The organism is Pseudomonas sp. LFS074 (assembly GCF_047978165.1).
Taxonomy (GTDB): Bacteria; Pseudomonadota; Gammaproteobacteria; order Pseudomonadales; family Pseudomonadaceae; genus Aquipseudomonas; species Aquipseudomonas putida_P.
In genome coordinates this window covers 350028-368756 of record NZ_JBFPFV010000001.1, presented here as the reverse complement: position 1 = coordinate 368756, position 18729 = coordinate 350028, and the positions used below count along the sequence as shown (strand labels likewise).

Sequence of the window (18729 nt, the reverse complement as noted above, 5' to 3'; positions counted from 1 at the left end):
TGAGGTAACGATCATGAAGAGAAAACCCTCTACCGCAGCGTTTTTCTATCGAAACCACAATACTGTAACCAAAGTTTCCAGCTCCAGCAGCACAACCATTTTTGGCACTGATTCACGGCCCCTCGGCCAAAAAACTTCTGAAACAAGCGAAGCAAAACTACTGCTTGTCGACGACAAGAACTCCATATACAGCGCGAGCGAAGTGAATAACATAGCCACTCAATACTCCCCATACGGCCATGCAACCAATCTGCCGTTCCTACTTGGTTACAATGGTGAGTTAGCGCAAAATCATGCTTCAATCTATATGCTCGGCAACGGATACCGAGTTTATATACCTCAGTTAATGCGCTTCATTTCGCCAGACGGGAAAAGTCCGTTTGGTCGAGGCGGTGTGAATGCTTATGCCTACTGTTCAAACGACCCGATTAATTACACCGACCCGTCCGGCCAAGCGAGAAACCCACTGCGAACCCCTGTAGCACTCACGCTGACCAAGTCGAGACGTGTCGTGAACGGTAAGCTCTACAGAGTGGAAAATATTCAAGGTAATAAGAGATTCGTACCTGCTCCGGCCTTGAGCGAGTCAGAAAAAATTCACCTAAAAGGTTTCATAGACGAACAAACAGGTGAAATCGATCGGACTCGCGCAAGAATAAATCAAATAAAACACTCACATGGACGCCCGATACAAGAAGCTGAAAATCTTGAAGCCATCATAGATAAAGGCAACGCCTCGCGAAAAACATATACTGACGCGCTTAACTGGACCAAAGATCGCCGCGCTGTAAAAAACACAATAGCTGATATTGAATCTCGCATCTCCGAGGCGCGCACAAAACTTACCGATATAACAACCAAGCACTCAGCCCACCTAGAAAAATATCGTACTTATAACGAACACCACAAACAGCTTACTAGCGACTTAGAAAATGCAAACGCAATACTGCGAGCGAGCTCGTAGTGTGGCAAAGCTCTTGCCGGTTGGGGGCCGAGGCTGGCATCTTCGCAAGCAAGCTCGCGCCTGCAAGAGCGGAATATGCCTGGAGGTTAGTTAAGGCATTGGATCTGTCATGAAAAGGGCCCCTCGATCTGAGGGGCTCTATTTACTCGACGGTTGTTACGCCGCACCCCACATCTTATGCGGATCAATCACAAACTTCTTCGGCACACCCGCATCAAACTCACCATACCCTTCCGGCGCCTGATCCAGGTTGATCACCTGCACGCCCACCACTTCAAGCAATATTGATCCGGCCCCACATGATCGCCTGCATCAGCTGGCAGTTGTACCTCATGGTCAGGGGCTGGCCAGTGTGGAAGCTGTGCGACTTCGCCCAACCCTGGCCAAAGCAGACGCTCAGCGCGCCGCATCCGGCCAACGCCTGATATTTCTGCCAGTATCAAAATCCCTTCGACTGTTCAGAATGGGCATCAAGCAGCCTCCATTTATCCAACACGGCAGAGACTTGAATCATGAGCAAAGCGTCGAACAGTTCGCTTTTCTTCTACCAGGGCGACAAGCTGATCACCGTGAAACAAGTCGATAAGCATCGCGCCATCTTCCGCAATGCGGAACAACCGCTGGCTGAGCAGCAGACGAATGGAGACCGCAGCATTGCATTGCTGGCCACCAACGATAAGGGTTCGGTTCTCAGTGTTGAGAGCGAGGGTGATAAGGAGGACCACCCTTACTCAGCCTATGGGCACGACCCATCTCTGCCCTCGTTAAGGACTACGACTGGCTTCAATGGTGAGGTTTTCGACATTGGTTCGAACTGCTATCTGCTTGGGCTTGGATACCGCGCCTACTCACCACGTCTCGGACGCTTTGTTGCTGCAGATAACTGGAGCCCTTTTGGTCAGGGGGGCCTGAACGCTTACTGCTATTGTGAGGGCGACCCAGTAAACAGCAGCGACCAAAGCGGCCACATGCGTGTTTACCTAGCTAATGGTCAGATAATGAGGACTAGCAAGAATGCAGCGATTTCCGCTGGTTCCTGGTTGAAGCCGTTAGATTTCAACAGAACAGCTCATCGAAAGGCACTTATTGACACAAAATTGCAGATGCCTCGCAGGGTAAAAGCCGACAACTCGGTCACTGAAGGGCGTACCCACATCAGGGTGTTTGAGCTATTCCAAAACCCAGGCAGCAGTACTGAAGTAGCTCACGTCCGGGCAATGGATATGCAGACATTCAAGCGCAATCGCGCGGAGATTGGCGTGTTAACCAGACTGCATGACGAAGGCGACAGAGCCCCAGCCTTGAATTATCTGGCTAGGGCCGCAGCGCTCATGAACGAAAATGAGAAATTGTCCCAGATTGGCGAAGCGCTTTGGCGCAAAGGCATTACGCCAAATTGGCCGACTACCACACTACCTGCTGATGCCAGGCGCGAGATCAGAAAGTCGAACTCTTGATAGTGTAAAAATGCCCTCAAAAGAGGGCATCTTTATTTGGCCTTAAGCCGCGCCCCACATCTTGTGCGGGTCGATCACAAACTTCTTCGGCACACCCGCATCAAACTCGCCATACCCTTCCGGCGCCTGATCCAGGTTGATCACCTGCACACCCACCACCTCAGCAATATTGATCCGATCCCACATGATCGCCTGCATCAGCTGGCGGTTGTACTTCATGGTCGGGGTCTGGCCGGTGTGGAAGCTGTGCGACTTCGCCCAGCCCAGGCCGAAGCGGATGCTCAGTGCGCCGATCTTGGCGGCGGCATCCACCGCACCCGGGTCTTCGGTCACGTACAGGCCTGGAATACCGATGCTGCCGGCAACGCGGGTCACCTGCATCAGCGAGTTCAGTACAGTGGCCGGGGCTTCATGCTTGGCACCTTCGTGACCATGGCCACGGGCTTCGAAGCCAACGGCGTCAACGGCGCAGTCCACTTCTGGCTCACCGAGGATGTCGACGATCTGCTCATGCAGCGGGGTGTCCTTGGACAGGTCGACCACCTCGAAGCCCTGGGACTTGGCGTGGGCCAGGCGGGCAGGGTTCAGGTCGCCCACGATCACGCAGGCAGCGCCCAGCAGGCGGGCCGAGGCAGCGGCGGCCAGGCCGACTGGCCCAGCGCCCGCGACGTAAACGGTGCTGCCTGGGCCTACGCCAGCAGTCACGGCACCGTGGTAGCCGGTTGGCAGGATGTCGGAGAGGCAAGTCAGGTCACGGATCTTTTCCATGGCCTTGTCGCGCTCTGGCAGTTTCAGCAGGTTGAAGTCGGCGTACGGCACCAGCACGTATTCAGCCTGGCCGCCAGTCCAGTCGCCCATGTCGACATAGCCGTAGGCACCACCAGCACGGGCTGGGTTAACGGTGAGGCAAACACCGGTGTGCATCTCTTTGCACGAGCGGCAGCGGCCACAGGCGACGTTGAACGGTACCGATACCAGGTCGCCGATCTGCATGCGCTCGACGTCGCTGCCCTTCTCGACGATTTCACCAGTGATTTCATGGCCCAGAACCAGGCCGACCTGGGCAGTGGTACGGCCACGGACCATGTGCTGGTCGGAGCCGCAGATGTTGGTGGAGACCACCTTGAGGATGACGCCGTGTTCGATCTTCTTGCCGCGCGGGTCCTGCATTTTCGGGTAGTCGATCTTCTGCACTTCGACCTTGCCGGCGCCGAGATATACCACTCCACGATTGCCAGACATGCTCTTACCTCGCTTGATTTTTATTTATGCAGCGGTGGTTGAACGCGCCGCCATCCATGGGCGGCATGTGTTTCTGGAATGCAGGGAATTGTGGGCCTGATGGGGCGAGATGCACTGACTGAAAACGACAGGGGGATGCCTTTTTACGGCAGACCAAAAGCTGGGGCCACTTTGCGGCCCTATCGCGACACAAGGCCGCTCCTACAGGGGAACGCGATCGCCTGTAGGAGCGGCCTTGTGTCGCGACAAGGCTGCGCAGCAGCCCCAGAATTGTTCAGAGAACGACCGTCCGGTTGGCGTTGAGGAACACGCGCCGCTCGATGTGATACCCCACAGCCCGCGCCAAGGTCAGGCACTCGATGTCGCGCCCTTTGGCAATCAGGTCTTCCGGGTAATGGCTGTGGTCCACCACCTCCACGCCCTGGGCAATGATCGGCCCTTCGTCCAGGTCGTTATTGATGTAGTGCGCCGTGGCCCCGACCATCTTCACGCCCTTGTTGTACGCCTGGTGATAAGGCTTGGCACCCTTGAACCCAGGCAACAACGAATGGTGAATGTTGATCGCCCAGCCATCCAGGCGCCGGCACAGCTCGGGCGACAACACCTGCATGTAGCGGGCAAGGATGACCAGCTCGGCGCCGGTCTCCTCGATCACCTGCAGCACTTTGCGCTCTTGCCCAGGCTTGTCCTTGGGGTCGAGGGCAAAGTGGTAATAGGGAATCTTGTGCCACTGGGCCAGGGGTTCGAGGTCGGGGTGGTTGGACACCACCGCGACCACGTCCATGCCCAGCTGGCCGATGCGCTGGCGATACAGCAAGTCGTTCAGGCAGTGGTCGGCCTTGGACACCATGATCACCACCTTGGGGCGGTGGTTCGGGGCGGTCAGCTCGAAAGCCATGCCGAACGCTTCGCTGCGCTCGGCGAGGCCGGCGCGAAAGCCGTCCTCGTCGAAGGCATCAGGGGCACGGAACTCCACGCGAATGAAGAACCGCCCAGACTGCCGGTCATCGAAGGAGTGGTGCTCCGTCACGTAGCAGCGCTGCTCGAAGAGGTAACGCGTCACCACGTCGACGGTGCCGAGCATGCTCGGGCAGTCGGCGGTGAGAATCCAGGTATCCGGTGCCCGACTCATGTTCTGCTCTCCTTAAGCCTCGATGCTCAGGCCGTACTCGGCCGAAGCGTCCTGCAGCCACAGCCACCAGTAGTCGGCGAAGCTGCGGCGAATCACCAGCTCCCAGGTGTCTTCGGCGGTGCGGCGGATCACCAGTTGCGATTTGGCGAACACGGTGCCGACAGCCTTGCCCACCGGGAAGTTGTTCGGGTGAACATCATAGCTGGTGGACTTCATCAGCACTTCGCGCACGTTGGGGCCGCGCAGTTCCAGCAGGCTTTGCCCGCCGCTGACGTTGACTACCTGGATATGCTGGCCGTCAAGGGCCGCGCGCAGCTTTTGCTCGACCGCCAGTTCCTGGCCGCCGGGCACGATCAGCAGCCACTCGTCAGGGCCGACCCATTGCAGCGACATGTCGTTGTTGGCGACCACGGTCAGCGCCACGGGCAGCTCCAGGCCCAGGGCCTTGTGCACGCCGGCGGCGAATTCCGGGTTGTGGCCATCACCGCGAAGGGTGAGGTGGCCGAGGAACTTGCGTTCACGCAGGGTCACGCCTGCGTTCTTGCGGCCTTTGCCAACCAGGCTGGCCAGGTCGGCGTGGTGCAGTGGCGACTGGGCCTTGGCCTCGGCGCCGGGGTTTTGCTGGAAGACGTTGATAGCGCTCATTTCTTACCTGCCTTGAATTCTGTAGGTCGCATGCGGTGCCATGGCGGGTGGTGCATCCTGTGGGAGCGGGTTTACCCGCGAATGCGAGGGTGGATTCACCGCCCTCTTCGCGGGTGAACCCGCTCCCACAGGGCCCTCATTACCAGCCCGGCACCGTTTGCCATCCGGGGGCCTTTAGACGTTCTGCCGCTCACCCTTCGGATCGAAGAACACCGAAGACACGATCTCCGCCTCGATCACGCTGCCATCCGCCTGCGGCGAGTAGACTCGCTCGCCCATGCGCTTGAGGCCGCCTTTGACCACACCCATGGCAAACGAGTAGCCCAGGGAGTTGGAGGCATAGCTGGAGGTGACGTGGCCAACCATGTCCATCGGGATCGGCTGTTTCGGGTCGAATACCAACTGAGCGCCTTCCGGCAGCCACTTGGTCGGGTCGACCGGCTTCAGGCCTACCAGCTGCTTGCGGTTCTCACGCACGCAGTCTTCGCGGTTCATGCCACGCAGGCCGATCCACGAGAACGGTTTGTTGCGGCCAACGCACCAGCTCATGTTCAGGTCGTCCGGGTTCATCGAACCGTCGGTGTCCTGGCCAACGATGATGAAGCCCTTCTCGGCACGCAGTACGTGCATGGTCTCGGTGCCATACGGGGTCAGGTTGTACTTCTTGCCGGCCTCGATGATCTGTTCCAGCACGCCCATGGCGTAGTTGGCCTGCACGTTGACTTCGTACGACAGCTCGCCGGTGAACGAGATACGGAACACACGGGCCGGTACGCCGCCAACGTTGCCTTCCTTCCAGGTCATGAACGGGAAGGCTTCCTTGTCCATGTCGATGTCGGTCAGCTCGCTCAGCAGCTTGCGGCTGTTGGGGCCGGACAGGGTCATGGTGGCCCAGTGGTCGGTGACCGAGGTGAAGTACACCTTCAGCTCCGGCCATTCAGTCTGGTGGTACAGCTCCATCCACTGCAGCACGCGCGCGGCGCCGCCGGTGGTGGTGGTCATGATGAAGTGGTTGTCGCCGACGCAGGCGGTTACGCCGTCGTCGAAGACCATACCGTCTTCCTTGCACATCAGGCCGTAGCGGGCCTTGCCCACGTCGAGCTTGGTCCAGGCGTTGGTGTAGATGCGGTTGAGGAACTCACGGGCGTCCGGGCCCTGGATGTCGATCTTGCCCAGGGTCGAGGCGTCCAGCAGGCCCACGCTGTCGCGTACGGCCTTGCATTCACGGGCCACGGCGGCATGGATGTCTTCGCCGGCTTTCGGGAAGTACCACGGGCGCTTCCACTGGCCGACGTCTTCGAACTCGGCGCCGTTCTTCACGTGCCAGGCATGCAAGGCAGTGAAGCGCACGGGCTCGAACAGGTGACCACAGTGACGGCCCGCTACCGCGCCGAAGGTGACCGGCGTGTAGTTGGGGCGGAACATGGTGGTGCCCATTTCCGGGATGGTGATGCCGATCGAACGGGCGGCGATGGCCAGGCCGTTGATGTTGCCCAGTTTGCCCTGGTCGGTACCGAAGCCCAGCGCGGTGTAGCGCTTGACGTGCTCGACCGACTCGAAGCCTTCACGGGTGGCCAGCTCGATACCCGCTGCAGTCACGTCGTTCTGCTGGTCGACGAACTGCTTCGGCCCTTTGGTGCCTTTGTCGTGCGGCACCTGGAACAATGCCACGGTGGCCTCTTCCTTGCGCGCCACGGTTTTTGGCAGGGTGCCAACGGTTGCCTTGAAGCCCGCTTCGGTAGCTGCGCGCACACCGCCTTCGAAACCATCGGCAATCACATCGCCAAGGGCGTAGACACCGTTGATGCCCCCGACGCATTCGCGTTTCTGCGGTGCATCGCCCGGCACGAAGCCGAGAATGTCGTCACGCCATACCGGGCGACCGCCCAAGTGCGAGGCGAGGTGGACGATCGGGCTGTAACCGCCCGAGGACGCGATCAGGTCACACTCGAGGGTTTCGCCTGGGCTGGTGACTTTGTGCGCCTGCACATCGATGGCCGCCACGCGGGCGCCGGTGACGTGCTTGCTGCCTTTGGCCTCGACCACGGCGCTGGAAGTGAGGATGCGAATGCCTTTTGCACGGGCCTCTTCAACCAGCGAGCCACGTGGGTTGTGGCGGGCATCAGCGATGGCGACCACCTGCAGGCCGGCGTCGTGCCAGTCCAGCGCGGCGCGGTAGGCATGGTCGTTGTTGGTCGACAGCACCAGCTTGCGGCCAGGGGCCACACCGTAGCGGCGAACGTAGGTGGACACGGCACCGGCCAGCATGTTGCCCGGCACGTCGTTGTTGCCATACACCAACGGGCGCTCATGGGCGCCAGGCGCCAGTACCACACGCTTGGCACGCACACGGTGCACGCGGTGGCGAACCTGGCCGATCGGGGCGCGGTCGCCGAGGTGGTCGGTGAGGCGCTCGTGAATGGTCAGGAAGTTATGGTCGTGGTAGCCGTTGACCGTGGCACGTGGCAGCAGGGTTACTTCCGGCAGGCCTTCCAACTCTTTGACCACGGCGTTGACCCAGTCGGCGGCAGGCTTGCCGTCAAGGGTTTCGCGGGTGTCGAGCAGGCTACCGCCGAACTCTTCCTGCTCGTCGGCCAGGATCACGCGGGCACCGCTGCGCGCAGCGGCCAGTGCGGCGGCCAGGCCAGCAGGGCCGGCGCCGACGATCAGCACGTCGCAGTGCTGGTTCATGTAGTCGTAGCTGTCCGGGTCGTTCTGCAGCGGCGCACGGCCAAGGCCTGCTGCCTTACGGATGTACTTCTCGTACGTCATCCAGAACGATTTCGGGTACATGAAGGTTTTGTAGTAGAAGCCCGGCGGCATCATGCTGCCGCCTACCTTGCCGAGGATGCCCATGACGTCGTTGTTGACGTTCGGCCAGCCGTTGGTGCTGGTAGCGACCAGGCCTGCGTACAGCGCCTGCTGGGTGGCACGCACGTTAGGGATCTGGGTGGCTTCGCTGGAGCCGATCTGCAGGATGGCGTTCGGCTCTTCGGTGCCGGCGGCGATGATGCCGCGTGGGCGCGAGTACTTGAAGCTGCGGCCAACGATGTCGACACCGTTGGCCAGCAACGCGGCGGCCAGGCTGTCGCCGGCATAACCCTGGTAGGTCTTGCCGTTGAAGGTGAAGTTCAGGACCTTGCTGCGGTCGATACGGCCGCCGCTGGCGAGGCGATAGGTCTGGCTCATACTTTTTCCCCTTGGCCTTTGACGGTCGACGGTGCGTTCGCCGCTTTACCATTGGCGGTCACTTGCGGCTTCTCGCCAATCTTGTAGGTTTCCAGAATTTCGTAGGTCACGGTGTCGCGAGTGACGTTGAAGTACTGGCGGCAGCCGGCAACGTGGTCCCACAGTTCATGGTGAATACCGCGCGGGTTGTCACGGTAGAACATGTAGGTACCCCACTCCTCGTCGGAGCAGGCGTTAGGGTCCAGCGGGCGGGCGATGTGCGCCTGGCCAGAGGCGTGGAACTCTTCTTCGGAGCGCAGCTCGCCGCAGTGGGGACAGAAAATATGCAACATGACGGTGTCTCCGGTTAGTGGGCGACGGCGGCGGCGCCGTGTTCGTCGATCAGTGCGCCGTTGTAGAAACGGTCCATGGAGAACGGCGCGGCCAATGGGTGCATTTCGCCCTTGGCCAGGCTCGCGGCGAAGACGTTGCCCGAACCCGGGGTCGCCTTGAAGCCGCCAGTACCCCAACCGCAGTTGAAGAACATGTTCTTGACCGGGGTCTTGGTGATGATCGGGCAGGCGTCCGGCGAGGTGTCGACGATGCCGCCCCACTGGCGGTTCATGCGCACGCGCGAGAGGTTGGGGAACATTTCGACGATGGCCTGCAGGGTGTGCTCGATCACCGGGTACGAACCGCGCTGGCCGTAGCCGACCCAGCCGTCGATACCGGCACCGATCACCAGGTCGCCCTTGTCGGACTGGCTGATGTAGCCGTGTACGGCGTTGGACATGATCACGCTGTCGATGATCGGCTTGATCGGCTCGGATACCAGCGCTTGCAGCGGGTGCGATTCCAGCGGCAGGCGGAAGCCGGCCAGCTTGGCCATGTGCCCGGAGTTACCAGCGGTGACTACGCCGACGCGCTTGGCGCCGATGAAGCCTTTGTTGGTTTCCACACCGATGACCGCGCCGTTTTCCTTGCGGAAGCCGATCACTTCGGTTTGCTGGATCAGGTCAACGCCCAGGGCGTCGGCAGCACGGGCGAAGCCCCAGGCCACGGCATCGTGACGGGCCACGCCGCCACGGCGCTGCACGGTTGCGCCAAGGATCGGGTAACGGGTGTTCTTCGAGCAGTCCAGGTACGGGATTTCGGCCGCGACCTGGGCGGTGTTCAGCAGCTCGCCATCCACGCCGTTCAGGCGGTTGGCGCTGACACGGCGCTCGGAGTCACGCATGTCCTGCAAGGTGTGGCACAGGTTGTAGACGCCGCGCTGGGAGAACATCACGTTGTAGTTGAGGTCCTGGGACAGACCCTCCCACAGCTTCATGGCGTGCTCGTACAGGTGGGCCGACTCGTCCCACAGGTAGTTGGAACGCACGATGGTGGTGTTACGGGCGGTGTTGCCGCCGCCCAGGTAACCCTTCTCGATCACGGCGACGTTGGTGATGCCGTGCTCTTTGGCCAGGTAGTAGGCCGTGGCCAAGCCATGGCCGCCACCGCCGACGATGACCACGTCGTACACCTTTTTAGGGGTTGGCGTGCGCCACATGCGCTGCCAGTTCTCGTGGTGGCTGAGGGAGTGCTTGAAAAGGCCGAAGCCCGAGTAACGTTGCATGGTGTGTGACTCCACTCAGCGGTAAACAGGGAAATCTGCGCACAGCGCCGCGACGTTCTTCGCCACATCGGCTTCGACGTCTGCGTCACCGAGGTTGTCGAGGATGTCGCAGATCCAGCCGGCCAGGGCCACGCACTGGGCGACCTTGAAGCCACGGGTGGTGACGGCCGGGGTGCCGATGCGCAGGCCCGAGGTGACGAACGGCGACTGCGGGTCGTTCGGCACGGCGTTCTTGTTGACGGTGATGTGCGCGCGGCCCAGGGCGGCGTCGGCATCTTTACCGGTAAGGCCCTGACGGATCAGGCTGACCAGGAACAGGTGGTTGTCGGTGCCACCAGACACCACGTCGTAGCCACGGTCGATGAACACCTGGGCCATGGCCTGGGCGTTTTCGATCACTTGCTGCTGGTAGGCCTTGAAGCCTGGCTCCAGCGCTTCCTTGAAGCACACGGCCTTGGCGGCGATGACGTGCATCAACGGGCCGCCCTGGGCGCCTGGGAATACAGCGGCGTTGAGCTTCTTCTCGATCTCTTCGTTGGACTTCGCCAGGATCAGGCCACCACGCGGGCCACGCAGGGTCTTGTGGGTGGTGGTGGTGACCACGTCGGCGAACGGGATCGGGTTCGGGTACAGGCCAGCGGCAACCAGGCCGGCAACGTGGGCCATGTCGACGAACAGCAGCGCACCGACCTTGTCGGCGATGGCGCGGAAGCGAGGGAAGTCGAGGGTCTTGGAGTAAGCCGAGAAACCGGCAACGATCATTTTCGGCTTGTGCTCGACCGCCAGGCGCTCGACTTCGTCGTAGTCGATCAGGCCGGTGTTGGTGTCGATGCCGTATTGCACAGCGTTGTACAGCTTGCCCGAGGACGACACTTTGGCGCCGTGGGTCAGGTGGCCGCCGTGGGCCAGGCTCATGCCGAGGATGGTGTCACCGGCCTGCAGCAGGGCCAGGTAGACCGCGCCGTTGGCCGACGAGCCGGAGTGCGGCTGGACGTTGGCGTAGTCGGCACCGAACAGCTGCTTGGCGCGCTCGATGGCCAGGGCTTCTACCTTGTCCACGTGCTCGCAGCCACCGTAGTAGCGCTTGCCCGGGTAGCCTTCGGCGTATTTGTTGGTGAGGCCGCTGCCTTGGGCCTGCATGACGCGCTTGCTGGTGTAGTTCTCCGAGGCGATTAGCTCGATGTGATCTTCCTGGCGCTGTTCTTCGGCATTCATCGCCGCCAGCAGTGCGTCGTCGTAACCCTGGATCTGGTCTTGCTTGCTGAACATCGTGTATCTCCCGGCAGCGATCGTTTTTTGTCGTAAGGCACTGTGGCCCTTTGTGGCGATGGTATGACTGGCGGGGTCGGGTCAGATGCCTGCGCACGCCTTGCAATGGCGCGTTTACGACATTCGTTGTTGTGCCGTTTGTGCCGGCCCTTTCGCGGGTGAACCCGCTCCCACAGGTACGGTGGTGCTCTGAAGGCTTGTGGTATCCCTGTGGGAGCGGGTTTACCCGCGAAGAGGCCAGCACAGATAACCCAGAAATCCGCCAATGCACAGCTTGTATAGGCAACCGCTGAATCGATGGTTTAGAGTGCTGTTCTGCGTCGTTCACAGGACCGTGTCATGACAGATAAGAGCCAACAATTCGCCAGCGACAACTATTCCGGTATCTGCCCCGAAGCCTGGGCAGCGATGGAGAAGGCCAACCACGGCCACGACCGCGCCTATGGCGACGATCAGTGGACCGAGCGCGCCTCGGAATACTTCCGCAACCTGTTCGAAACCGACTGCGAGGTGTTCTTCGCCTTCAACGGAACTGCCGCCAACTCCCTGGCCCTGGCCTCGCTGTGCCAGAGCTACCACAGCGTGATCTGCTCCGAGACCGCCCACGTCGAAACCGATGAATGCGGCGCGCCGGAGTTCTTCTCCAACGGCTCCAAACTGCTGACGGCGACCAGCGTCAACGGCAAGCTGACGCCGCAGTCGATCCGCGAAGTGGCGCTCAAGCGCCAGGACATCCACTACCCCAAGCCCCGCGTGGTGACCATTACCCAGGCCACTGAAGTGGGCACGGTGTACCGCCCCGACGAGCTGAAGGCGATCAGCGCCACCTGCAAGGAGCTGGGCCTGAACCTGCACATGGACGGCGCGCGCTTTACCAATGCCTGCGCGTTCCTGGGCTGCAGCCCGGCCGAGCTGACCTGGAAGGCCGGCGTCGATGTGCTGTGCTTTGGCGGCACCAAGAACGGCATGGCGGTGGGTGAGGCGATCCTGTTCTTCAACCGCCAGCTGGCCGAAGACTTCGACTACCGCTGCAAGCAAGCCGGGCAACTGGCGTCGAAAATGCGCTTTTTGTCGGCGCCCTGGGTGGGCCTGCTGGAAGATGGCGCCTGGTTGCGCCATGGCAACCACGCCAACCATTGCGCGCAGCTGCTGGCCTCGCTGGTGAGTGACTTGCCAGCGGTGGAGCTGATGTTCCCGGTGGAGGCCAACGGGGTGTTCCTGCAGATGCCGGAGCATGCGATCGAAGCGCTGCGGGGCAAGGGGTGGCGGTTCTATACCTTCATTGGTAGCGGCGGGGCGCGCTTCATGTGTTCGTGGGATACCGAGGAAGCGCGCGTGCGCGAGCTTGCGGCGGATATCCGTAGCATCATTACCGCCTGAAAGCACGCTGGGAGGGCTTTGCCCTCCAAGGGCCGCAAAGCGGCCCCAGCAATTTAAAGCCTGAACCCACCCATCTGCCGCGCCAGATCATCAGCCAACCCACGCAACGCCTGGCACTCCTCGCGACACCCTTGCACCTCCGCCGCCGTTTCCCGCGCCAGGTCGGAAATCCCCTGCACCGTCCGGTTGATTTCCTCGGTCACTGCCGACTGCTCTTCCGTCGCCGTGGCCACCTGATGGTTCATATCACTGATGTGCTCCACCTGGTCGGTAATCGCGCCCAGCGACGCCCCGGTGCGCTGGCTCGACTCCACACCACTGCCAGTCGCCTGCTGCCCCGCCTGCATCGAACTCACCGCCGACCCCGCGCCCTGCTTCAGGCGCTGGATCATCTGCTGCACTTCGTCGGTGGACAGCTGTGTGCGCCGGGCCAGCGTGCGCACCTCATCGGCCACCACGGCAAAACCGCGCCCCATTTCCCCTGCCCGCGCAGCCTCGATAGCCGCGTTAAGTGCCAGCAAATTGGTCTGCTCGGAAATACTACGGATAACCGCCAGAACTTCATCGATCGAGGCGACTTCGTCGGCCAACTGAGTGACTGCATCGGCAGCCTTGCCGATGTCGCCCGACATGCCCTCGATACCCCGAATCGAGCGTTGCACCACCTCGCGCGCCTGCAACGCCTCGTCCCGCGCCGACTGCGAGGCTTGCGCCGCATCGCCGGCATTGCGGGCGATGTCCTGCACGGTCAGGCCCATCTCGTGCACGGCAGTAGCGACCATTTCGGTCATCTCTTGCTGCCGCCCCGAGCGCTCGGCCGTGTTGTCCACCACCTGAGTTACCTGCTCTACGGCCCGGTGCAGCCGCTCGGAGGTGCTCAACACCTCACCGATAAGGCTGCGCTGGCTGTCGAGAAAGCGGTTGAACCCCCGGGCCAGGTCGCCCAACTCATCCTGGCGCGAATCATCCAGGCGGTGGCTGAGGTCTCCTGCGCCGCTGCCAATCTGCACCAACGCGCCGGTGACGCGGCGGATCGGCCGTACCAGGCCACGCGCCAACAGCACCACCAGCAGCAGTGACAGCAGGGCCACGGCGCCACCGATCAGGCTGGTCAACCAGACGGCCTGATGCATTTGTGCATAGATTTCCGACTCTGGCACTTCGGCCACCAGGGTCCAGTTAAGGTCGCGCAGTGGCAAACCAAGCGCCAGGTAGCTTTCGCCGTCACGGCTGAAGCGGCGGCTGCGCAGCCCCTCGCCTCCAGTCATGACACCCTTGGCTGCGTCCGCCCCAAGCTGCTCGGTGAGCTGGCGTTTACCACTGAAGGCTGCGTCTGGATGCACCTGGATCAGGCCATCGTTGCGCACCAGAAACACTTTGCCGTGTTCGCCGAAACTGAAATCGTGGATCAGCTTCGACAGCTCGGTCATGCGCAGGCCCATGCCGGCCACGCCGACCAGCTGGCCATTTTTTTCCACGCGGTAATCGATGAACAGCGCCAGCTCGCCGGTGGCACCATCGATGTCGATGTTGATCAACCGCTCGGCGCCGCTATCGATGTAGCCGTAGAACCACTTGTCCTTGGGGTTGCTGCGGCTGAGGGTGCGGTCCAGGCCGTTCTCGTTGTAGTAGTGGCCGGTTTCAGTCGCCGCGAACAGGGCAGTGAAGGCCTGGTTGCGCTGCTTGGCGGCGGTCAGGTATTCGGTGAATTGCGCTGCCTGGGCGGGCTCTTCACCAGCCGCCAGCCAGTCACGCAGCAAGGTGTTGCCGGCGATGTCTGCCGCTGCCACCAAAGGCTGGCCGAGCATGCGTTCGATGTCGTTGCGGATGGCTTCGATACTGGCTGGCAAGGCAGTGTCGACCAGGTAGCGCTCGGTGAGGCGGTTGAGCGCCACGGTGAAGATGACGACCACGACCAGGATGCTCGCCAGCAAGGCGGCGCCCATGCTGGTGATCAATTGCCACTGGATGCTCTTACGCCAGATACGCATGCCCTACTCCCCGCACATTATTGTTTTGCGGAAAGTGTATACACTTGCGTATCCAGTTAATCCAGTGACCTGGAACAATGAGTTGGGCCTTTGGGGCTGCTGTGCAGCCCATCGCGACACACGGCCGCTCCTACAGGGAAACGTATAACTGTTGTAGGAGCGGCCTTGTGTCGCGAAAGGGGCGCGAAGCGCCCCCAGCTATCGATCAGGACTCTGCAATGGTCCGCACGATGGCGTCCACCGTGGCGTCGATCTGCGCCTGGGTACGCGCTAGGGTCTGCTGATGCTCTTTCTGCAGCTCAACCTGCTTGGAGCACAGGTTGAGGGCAGCCAGCACCAACAGCTTGTCGCCGATCAGGGTCGGGTACTGACGCTTGGTTTCGTTCAGGGCAGTGTTGAGCATCCGTACCGCCTGGGCCAGGGTTTCTTCCTGACCTTCGGGCGCCTTGATCGAATAGTCGATGCCGAGAATCGACACCACATTGATCGGCTGCTCTTGCAGTCTCATGCGCCGACAACGCCCGCGCTGGCGCGCTCGACCAGGGCCTGGATGCGCGCTGCGGTAGCGCCGTTCTTCTCTTCCTGCTCCATCAGCGACAGCTGCAGGGTTTCGTTCTCTTCCTTGGCCTGGGCCAGTTCCTGGCCGAGGGCGGTGTTCTGCTCGGTGAGTTGAGCGTTTTTCTGCATCAGGTCGCTGACCAGTTGCTCGATTTGATTCAGGGAAGCTTCCAGCATGGGTCTATCTCAGGTTGTTGCGAGGGGCGCACACGATAAAGAAAAGTGCCGCCCATCGCCATTAAATATCGGATTCATAAGGTGTCGAACCCGCAGATTGACAGGGTAACCGCCCCCTTGTTCCGACCTGAGTCAACCGCCGGTCAGGAAAAGGTTAGCTACCTCACAATTTTTGCCGGTCGCACTCAAGACTGGCCGGTCACGACCGATAGCCCGGCAAGTCATGTTTTGTCGCACTTTCCCCCTTGCCTGGATCCTCCTCTCCATGTCCCTACGCAACATGAATATCGCCCCGCGCGCGCTGCTCGGCTTCGCGCTTATCGGCCTGCTGATGCTCGGCCTTGGTATCTTCTCCCTGGTGCAGATGGGCAACATCCGCCAGGCTGGTGTTGCCATCGAGCAAGTCAGTGTGCCCAGCATCAAGATCCTCGACGAACTCACCGCGCTGAACCTGCGCATGCGCACGCTTTCCTACCGCCTGCTGCTCAACCGCGAACCGGAAACCCAACGCGATACCCTCAACCTGCTGGACCAGCGCAACAGCCAGATCGACCGCGCGCGCCAGGCTTACCTGCCGATGATCGGTGCCGCCGACGAACAGGCCGCGTTCGACCAGTACGGCCTGTTGCTCAACCAATACCGCCAGTTGGAAGCGCGCATGCGCACACTGAGCCAGGCCGACCGCCTGGACGAATTGCGCGACCTGCTCAACCGCGATTTGCTGGCCAACTCAGAGCAGATCAACAAGGTCATGGACACCCTGGTACGCATCAACACCGACCAGACCCGCGCCACCAATGACAAGGCCGCCAGCCAGTACGCCGCTGCTTTCGCCCTGGTGATCGGCCTGCTGGTTGCCGCCACCGTCCTGACGTTCGCCTGCGCCTTCCTGCTGACCCGCAGCATCGTCAAGCCGATCGAAGATGCGCTCAAAAGCGCCGAACAGGTCGCCGACGGTGACCTGACCCACATCATCCGTGCCGAAGGCACCGACGAAGCCGCTCGCCTGCTGCGCGCCATGGCCCGCATGCAGGACAAGTTGCGCGACACCCTGCAACAGATCGCCGGCTCCGCCACCCAGCTGGCCTCGGCGGCCGAAGAGCTGAACGCCGTCACCGACGAAAGCGCCCGCGGCCTGCAACAGCAGAACAACGAGATTGAACAGGCCGCCACGGCCGTGACCGAAATGACCAGCGCTGTGGAGGAAGTAGCGCGCAATGCCGTGAGCACTTCGGAAGCCTCCAGTGAAGCCAGCCGCTCCACCGGCGACGGCCGTGACCTGGTGATGGAGACCGTGGGCGCCATCGAGCGCATGAGCGGCGATGTGCAGGCCACTGCCAAATTGATCACTCACCTGGCCGAGCAGTCGCGCGACATTGGCAAGGTCCTCGACGTGATCCGTGGCCTGGCCGACCAAACCAACCTGCTGGCGCTGAACGCCGCCATCGAGGCCGCACGTGCTGGCGAAGCGGGCCGTGGTTTTGCCGTTGTGGCGGATGAAGTTCGGGCATTGGCCCACCGCACCCAGCAGTCGACCAGCGAAATCGAGCGGATGATCGGCAGCATTCAAGGGGGCACGGAGGAAGCTGTGGAGTCGATGCGCACCAGCACCGAGCGTGCCGAATCCACCCTGAACATCGCCCGTGGCGCGGGCATGGCACTGGACACCATTGCCGGCGCGGTGGCGCAGATCAACGAGCGTAACCTGGTGATTGCCAGCGCGGCGGAGGAACAGGCGCAGGTGGCGCGGGAAGTGGACCGCAACCTGGTGAACATCAACGACCTGTCGGTGCAGAGTGCCACCGGGGCGCATCAGACCAGTGCGGCGAGTGCTGAATTGTCGCGCCTGGCCGTGGACCTGAATGGGTTGGTGGCACGGTTCCGTACCTGACCTGAAGTACCTGGGGGCGCTTTGCGGCCCCAGGTACTATCGGGTCAGTAATCGATCCGCACATCCCCTTTCGGCACACTGCAGCACGACAGGATGTAGCCCTCGGCTTCGTCCTCCTCGGTAATGCCGCCGTTGTGCTCCATTTCCACTTCGCCGCCCAGCTTGAGCACCTTGCAAGTGCCGCAAATGCCCATGCCGCAGGCTTTCGGGATCATCAGGCCAACCTTGGCCGCCGCCGCATGCACGGTCTCGCCTGGGGCAATGCGAATGCTCTTCTCGCTGCCGATGAACTCCACCAGGTTAAGGTCGGACACATCCAGCTCCGGCGCTTCGGCTGCCTGCTCGGCATGCTCGACCGCATCGGCCTTGGCCTCGGCCGGCGTGGCACCGAACGATTCCTCGTGGTAGTTCTTCATGTCGAAGCCGACCGCTTCGAGCATGCGCTTTACCGCCGTCATGTAAGGCGTCGGGCCGCAGCAGAACACCACGCGTTCCATGTAGTCCGGTGCAATCAGTTCCATCAGCCGCTGGTTCAGGTAACCGCGATAACCCGCCCATGGCTCGCCCAGGCCGTGCTTCTCGCAAATGATGTGCAGGCTGAAGTTGGGGATACGCGAGGCCATCTGTTCCAGCTCGCGGTGGTAGATGATGTCCTTGGGTGAGCGGGCGCTGTGCACGAACACCATGTCGACATTGGCGTTGGTGTCGTAGAACCAGCGCGCCATCGACATGACCGGAGTAATGCCCACACCGCCGGACAGGTACAGCGCCTTGCCCGCCGGGAAGTCGATGGCATTGAACAACCCCACCGGGCCATGCACCGGCAGCTCGGCGCCTTCGTGCATGGTGTCGTGCAGGAAGTTGGACACCAGGCCGCCCGGCACACGCTTGACGGTGATCGAGAAGCTGTAGGGCACCGACGGCGAACTGGAAATGGTGTAGGAACGCATCACCGGTTTGCCTTCGATCTCCAGCTCCAGGGTAACGAACTGCCCCGGCTTGAAGAAGAACATGATCGGCTGGTCGGCCATGAAGCAGAAGGTGCGCACGTCCCAGGTCTCCTGGATGACCTTGACGCAGCGCACGATGTGGCGGCCGTTGGCCCAGGTCTGGGTAGTGACCGGATTGAGGAAGGTATCGGACATGTTCATCTCCAGCAGCCGACTATTGGGCTTTTTATGGCTTGGATAATGCGCAAGCTGAGGGCGACGTACATTCCTGCCAGCGACATCGGCGT

General features: G+C 61.5%; 15 protein-coding genes and 3 pseudogenes. 5 read left to right on the top strand and 13 right to left on the bottom strand.

Annotated elements, in window-relative coordinates; all coding sequences use genetic code 11:
• Positions 1–13 precede the first annotated feature (13 nt).
• Entirely contained in the window at positions 14–964 is a 951-nt protein-coding gene (locus ACNQP3_RS01660) for an RHS repeat-associated core domain-containing protein (RefSeq protein ID WP_264316745.1), read from the top strand.
• 156 nt (positions 965–1120) lie between these two features.
• Here the strand turns inward: ACNQP3_RS01660 and ACNQP3_RS01655 are convergent.
• Positions 1121–1385 (bottom strand): annotated as a pseudogene (locus ACNQP3_RS01655) (formaldehyde dehydrogenase, glutathione-independent); the annotation flags it as partial.
• 91 nt (positions 1386–1476) lie between these two features.
• Between ACNQP3_RS01655 and ACNQP3_RS01650 the strand changes: the two are divergent.
• A complete protein-coding gene (locus ACNQP3_RS01650; protein ID WP_264316744.1) occupies positions 1477–2421 on the top strand; it encodes an RHS repeat-associated core domain-containing protein in 945 nt (314 codons plus the stop codon).
• A 42-nt stretch (positions 2422–2463) separates the two neighbouring features.
• Here the strand turns inward: ACNQP3_RS01650 and fdhA are convergent, their stop codons facing one another.
• The 7 genes from fdhA to ACNQP3_RS01615 form a co-directional block, all read right to left on the bottom strand.
• Entirely contained in the window at positions 2464–3663 is a 1200-nt protein-coding gene (gene fdhA / locus ACNQP3_RS01645; RefSeq protein WP_012270123.1) for a formaldehyde dehydrogenase, glutathione-independent, read from the bottom strand.
• Positions 3664–3937: 274 nt separating this feature from the next.
• Positions 3938–4795 carry a formyltetrahydrofolate deformylase gene (gene purU, locus ACNQP3_RS01640; RefSeq protein ID WP_179027112.1) on the bottom strand — a complete coding sequence of 286 codons (858 nt, stop codon included), beginning with the start codon at positions 4793–4795 and terminating at the stop codon, positions 3938–3940.
• 12 nt (positions 4796–4807) lie between these two features.
• Positions 4808–5440, bottom strand: a complete 633-nt coding sequence (locus tag ACNQP3_RS01635) for a sarcosine oxidase subunit gamma (protein ID WP_012270121.1) — start codon at positions 5438–5440, stop codon at positions 4808–4810.
• Positions 5441–5614: 174 nt separating this feature from the next.
• Positions 5615–8629 (bottom strand): sarcosine oxidase subunit alpha, encoded by a 3015-nt coding sequence (locus tag ACNQP3_RS01630; RefSeq protein WP_060494181.1) that lies wholly within the window; start codon positions 8627–8629, stop codon positions 5615–5617.
• Positions 8626–8961: a sarcosine oxidase subunit delta gene (locus ACNQP3_RS01625; RefSeq protein WP_012270119.1), complete on the bottom strand. Its 336-nt coding sequence runs from the start codon at positions 8959–8961 to the stop codon at positions 8626–8628. The genes ACNQP3_RS01630 and ACNQP3_RS01625 overlap by 4 nt, the downstream gene beginning before the upstream one ends.
• A 14-nt stretch (positions 8962–8975) precedes the next feature.
• A complete protein-coding gene (locus ACNQP3_RS01620; protein WP_003255680.1) occupies positions 8976–10226 on the bottom strand; it encodes a sarcosine oxidase subunit beta family protein in 1251 nt (416 codons plus the stop codon).
• A gap of 15 nt (positions 10227–10241) precedes the next feature.
• A complete protein-coding gene (locus ACNQP3_RS01615) occupies positions 10242–11495 on the bottom strand; it encodes a serine hydroxymethyltransferase (protein WP_003255681.1) in 1254 nt (417 codons plus the stop codon).
• A 339-nt stretch (positions 11496–11834) separates the two neighbouring features.
• Here ACNQP3_RS01615 and ACNQP3_RS01610 point away from each other — a divergent pair, with 339 nt between their 5' ends.
• Positions 11835–12875, top strand: coding sequence for a low specificity L-threonine aldolase (locus ACNQP3_RS01610; protein WP_264316743.1), 1041 nt, complete (start codon positions 11835–11837; stop codon positions 12873–12875).
• 53 nt (positions 12876–12928) lie between these two features.
• Here ACNQP3_RS01610 and ACNQP3_RS01605 read toward each other — a convergent pair whose 3' ends face one another.
• The 4 genes and pseudogenes from ACNQP3_RS01605 to ACNQP3_RS01590 form a co-directional block, all read right to left on the bottom strand.
• Complete coding sequence (locus ACNQP3_RS01605; RefSeq protein ID WP_370739392.1) at positions 12929–13657, bottom strand: methyl-accepting chemotaxis protein; 729 nt, start codon at positions 13655–13657, stop codon at positions 12929–12931.
• A gap of 135 nt (positions 13658–13792) precedes the next feature.
• Positions 13793–14821 (bottom strand): annotated as a pseudogene (locus ACNQP3_RS01600) (cache domain-containing protein); the annotation flags it as partial.
• A 250-nt stretch (positions 14822–15071) separates the two neighbouring features.
• Positions 15072–15374, bottom strand: coding sequence for a cell division protein ZapA (locus ACNQP3_RS01595; protein WP_012270116.1), 303 nt, complete (start codon positions 15372–15374; stop codon positions 15072–15074).
• The gene (locus ACNQP3_RS01590) at positions 15371–15601 is read right to left on the bottom strand and encodes a hypothetical protein (RefSeq protein ID WP_012270115.1); all 231 of its coding nucleotides are present in this window, start codon (positions 15599–15601) and stop codon (positions 15371–15373) included. Before ACNQP3_RS01590 ends, ACNQP3_RS01595 begins: the two co-directional genes overlap by 4 nt.
• 223 nt (positions 15602–15824) lie before the next feature.
• Here ACNQP3_RS01590 and ACNQP3_RS01585 point away from each other — a divergent pair.
• Positions 15825–16637: pseudogene (locus ACNQP3_RS01585) on the top strand (MCP four helix bundle domain-containing protein); the annotation flags it as partial.
• A complete protein-coding gene (locus tag ACNQP3_RS01580; RefSeq protein ID WP_404943662.1) occupies positions 16620–17492 on the top strand; it encodes a methyl-accepting chemotaxis protein in 873 nt (290 codons plus the stop codon). The pseudogene ACNQP3_RS01585 and the gene ACNQP3_RS01580, both read left to right, overlap by 18 nt.
• 44 nt (positions 17493–17536) lie before the next feature.
• Here ACNQP3_RS01580 and gbcB read toward each other — a convergent pair whose 3' ends face one another.
• Positions 17537–18637 (bottom strand): glycine-betaine demethylase subunit GbcB, encoded by a 1101-nt coding sequence (gene gbcB, locus ACNQP3_RS01575; RefSeq protein WP_012270113.1) that lies wholly within the window; start codon positions 18635–18637, stop codon positions 17537–17539.
• Positions 18638–18729: the final 92 nt, after the last annotated feature.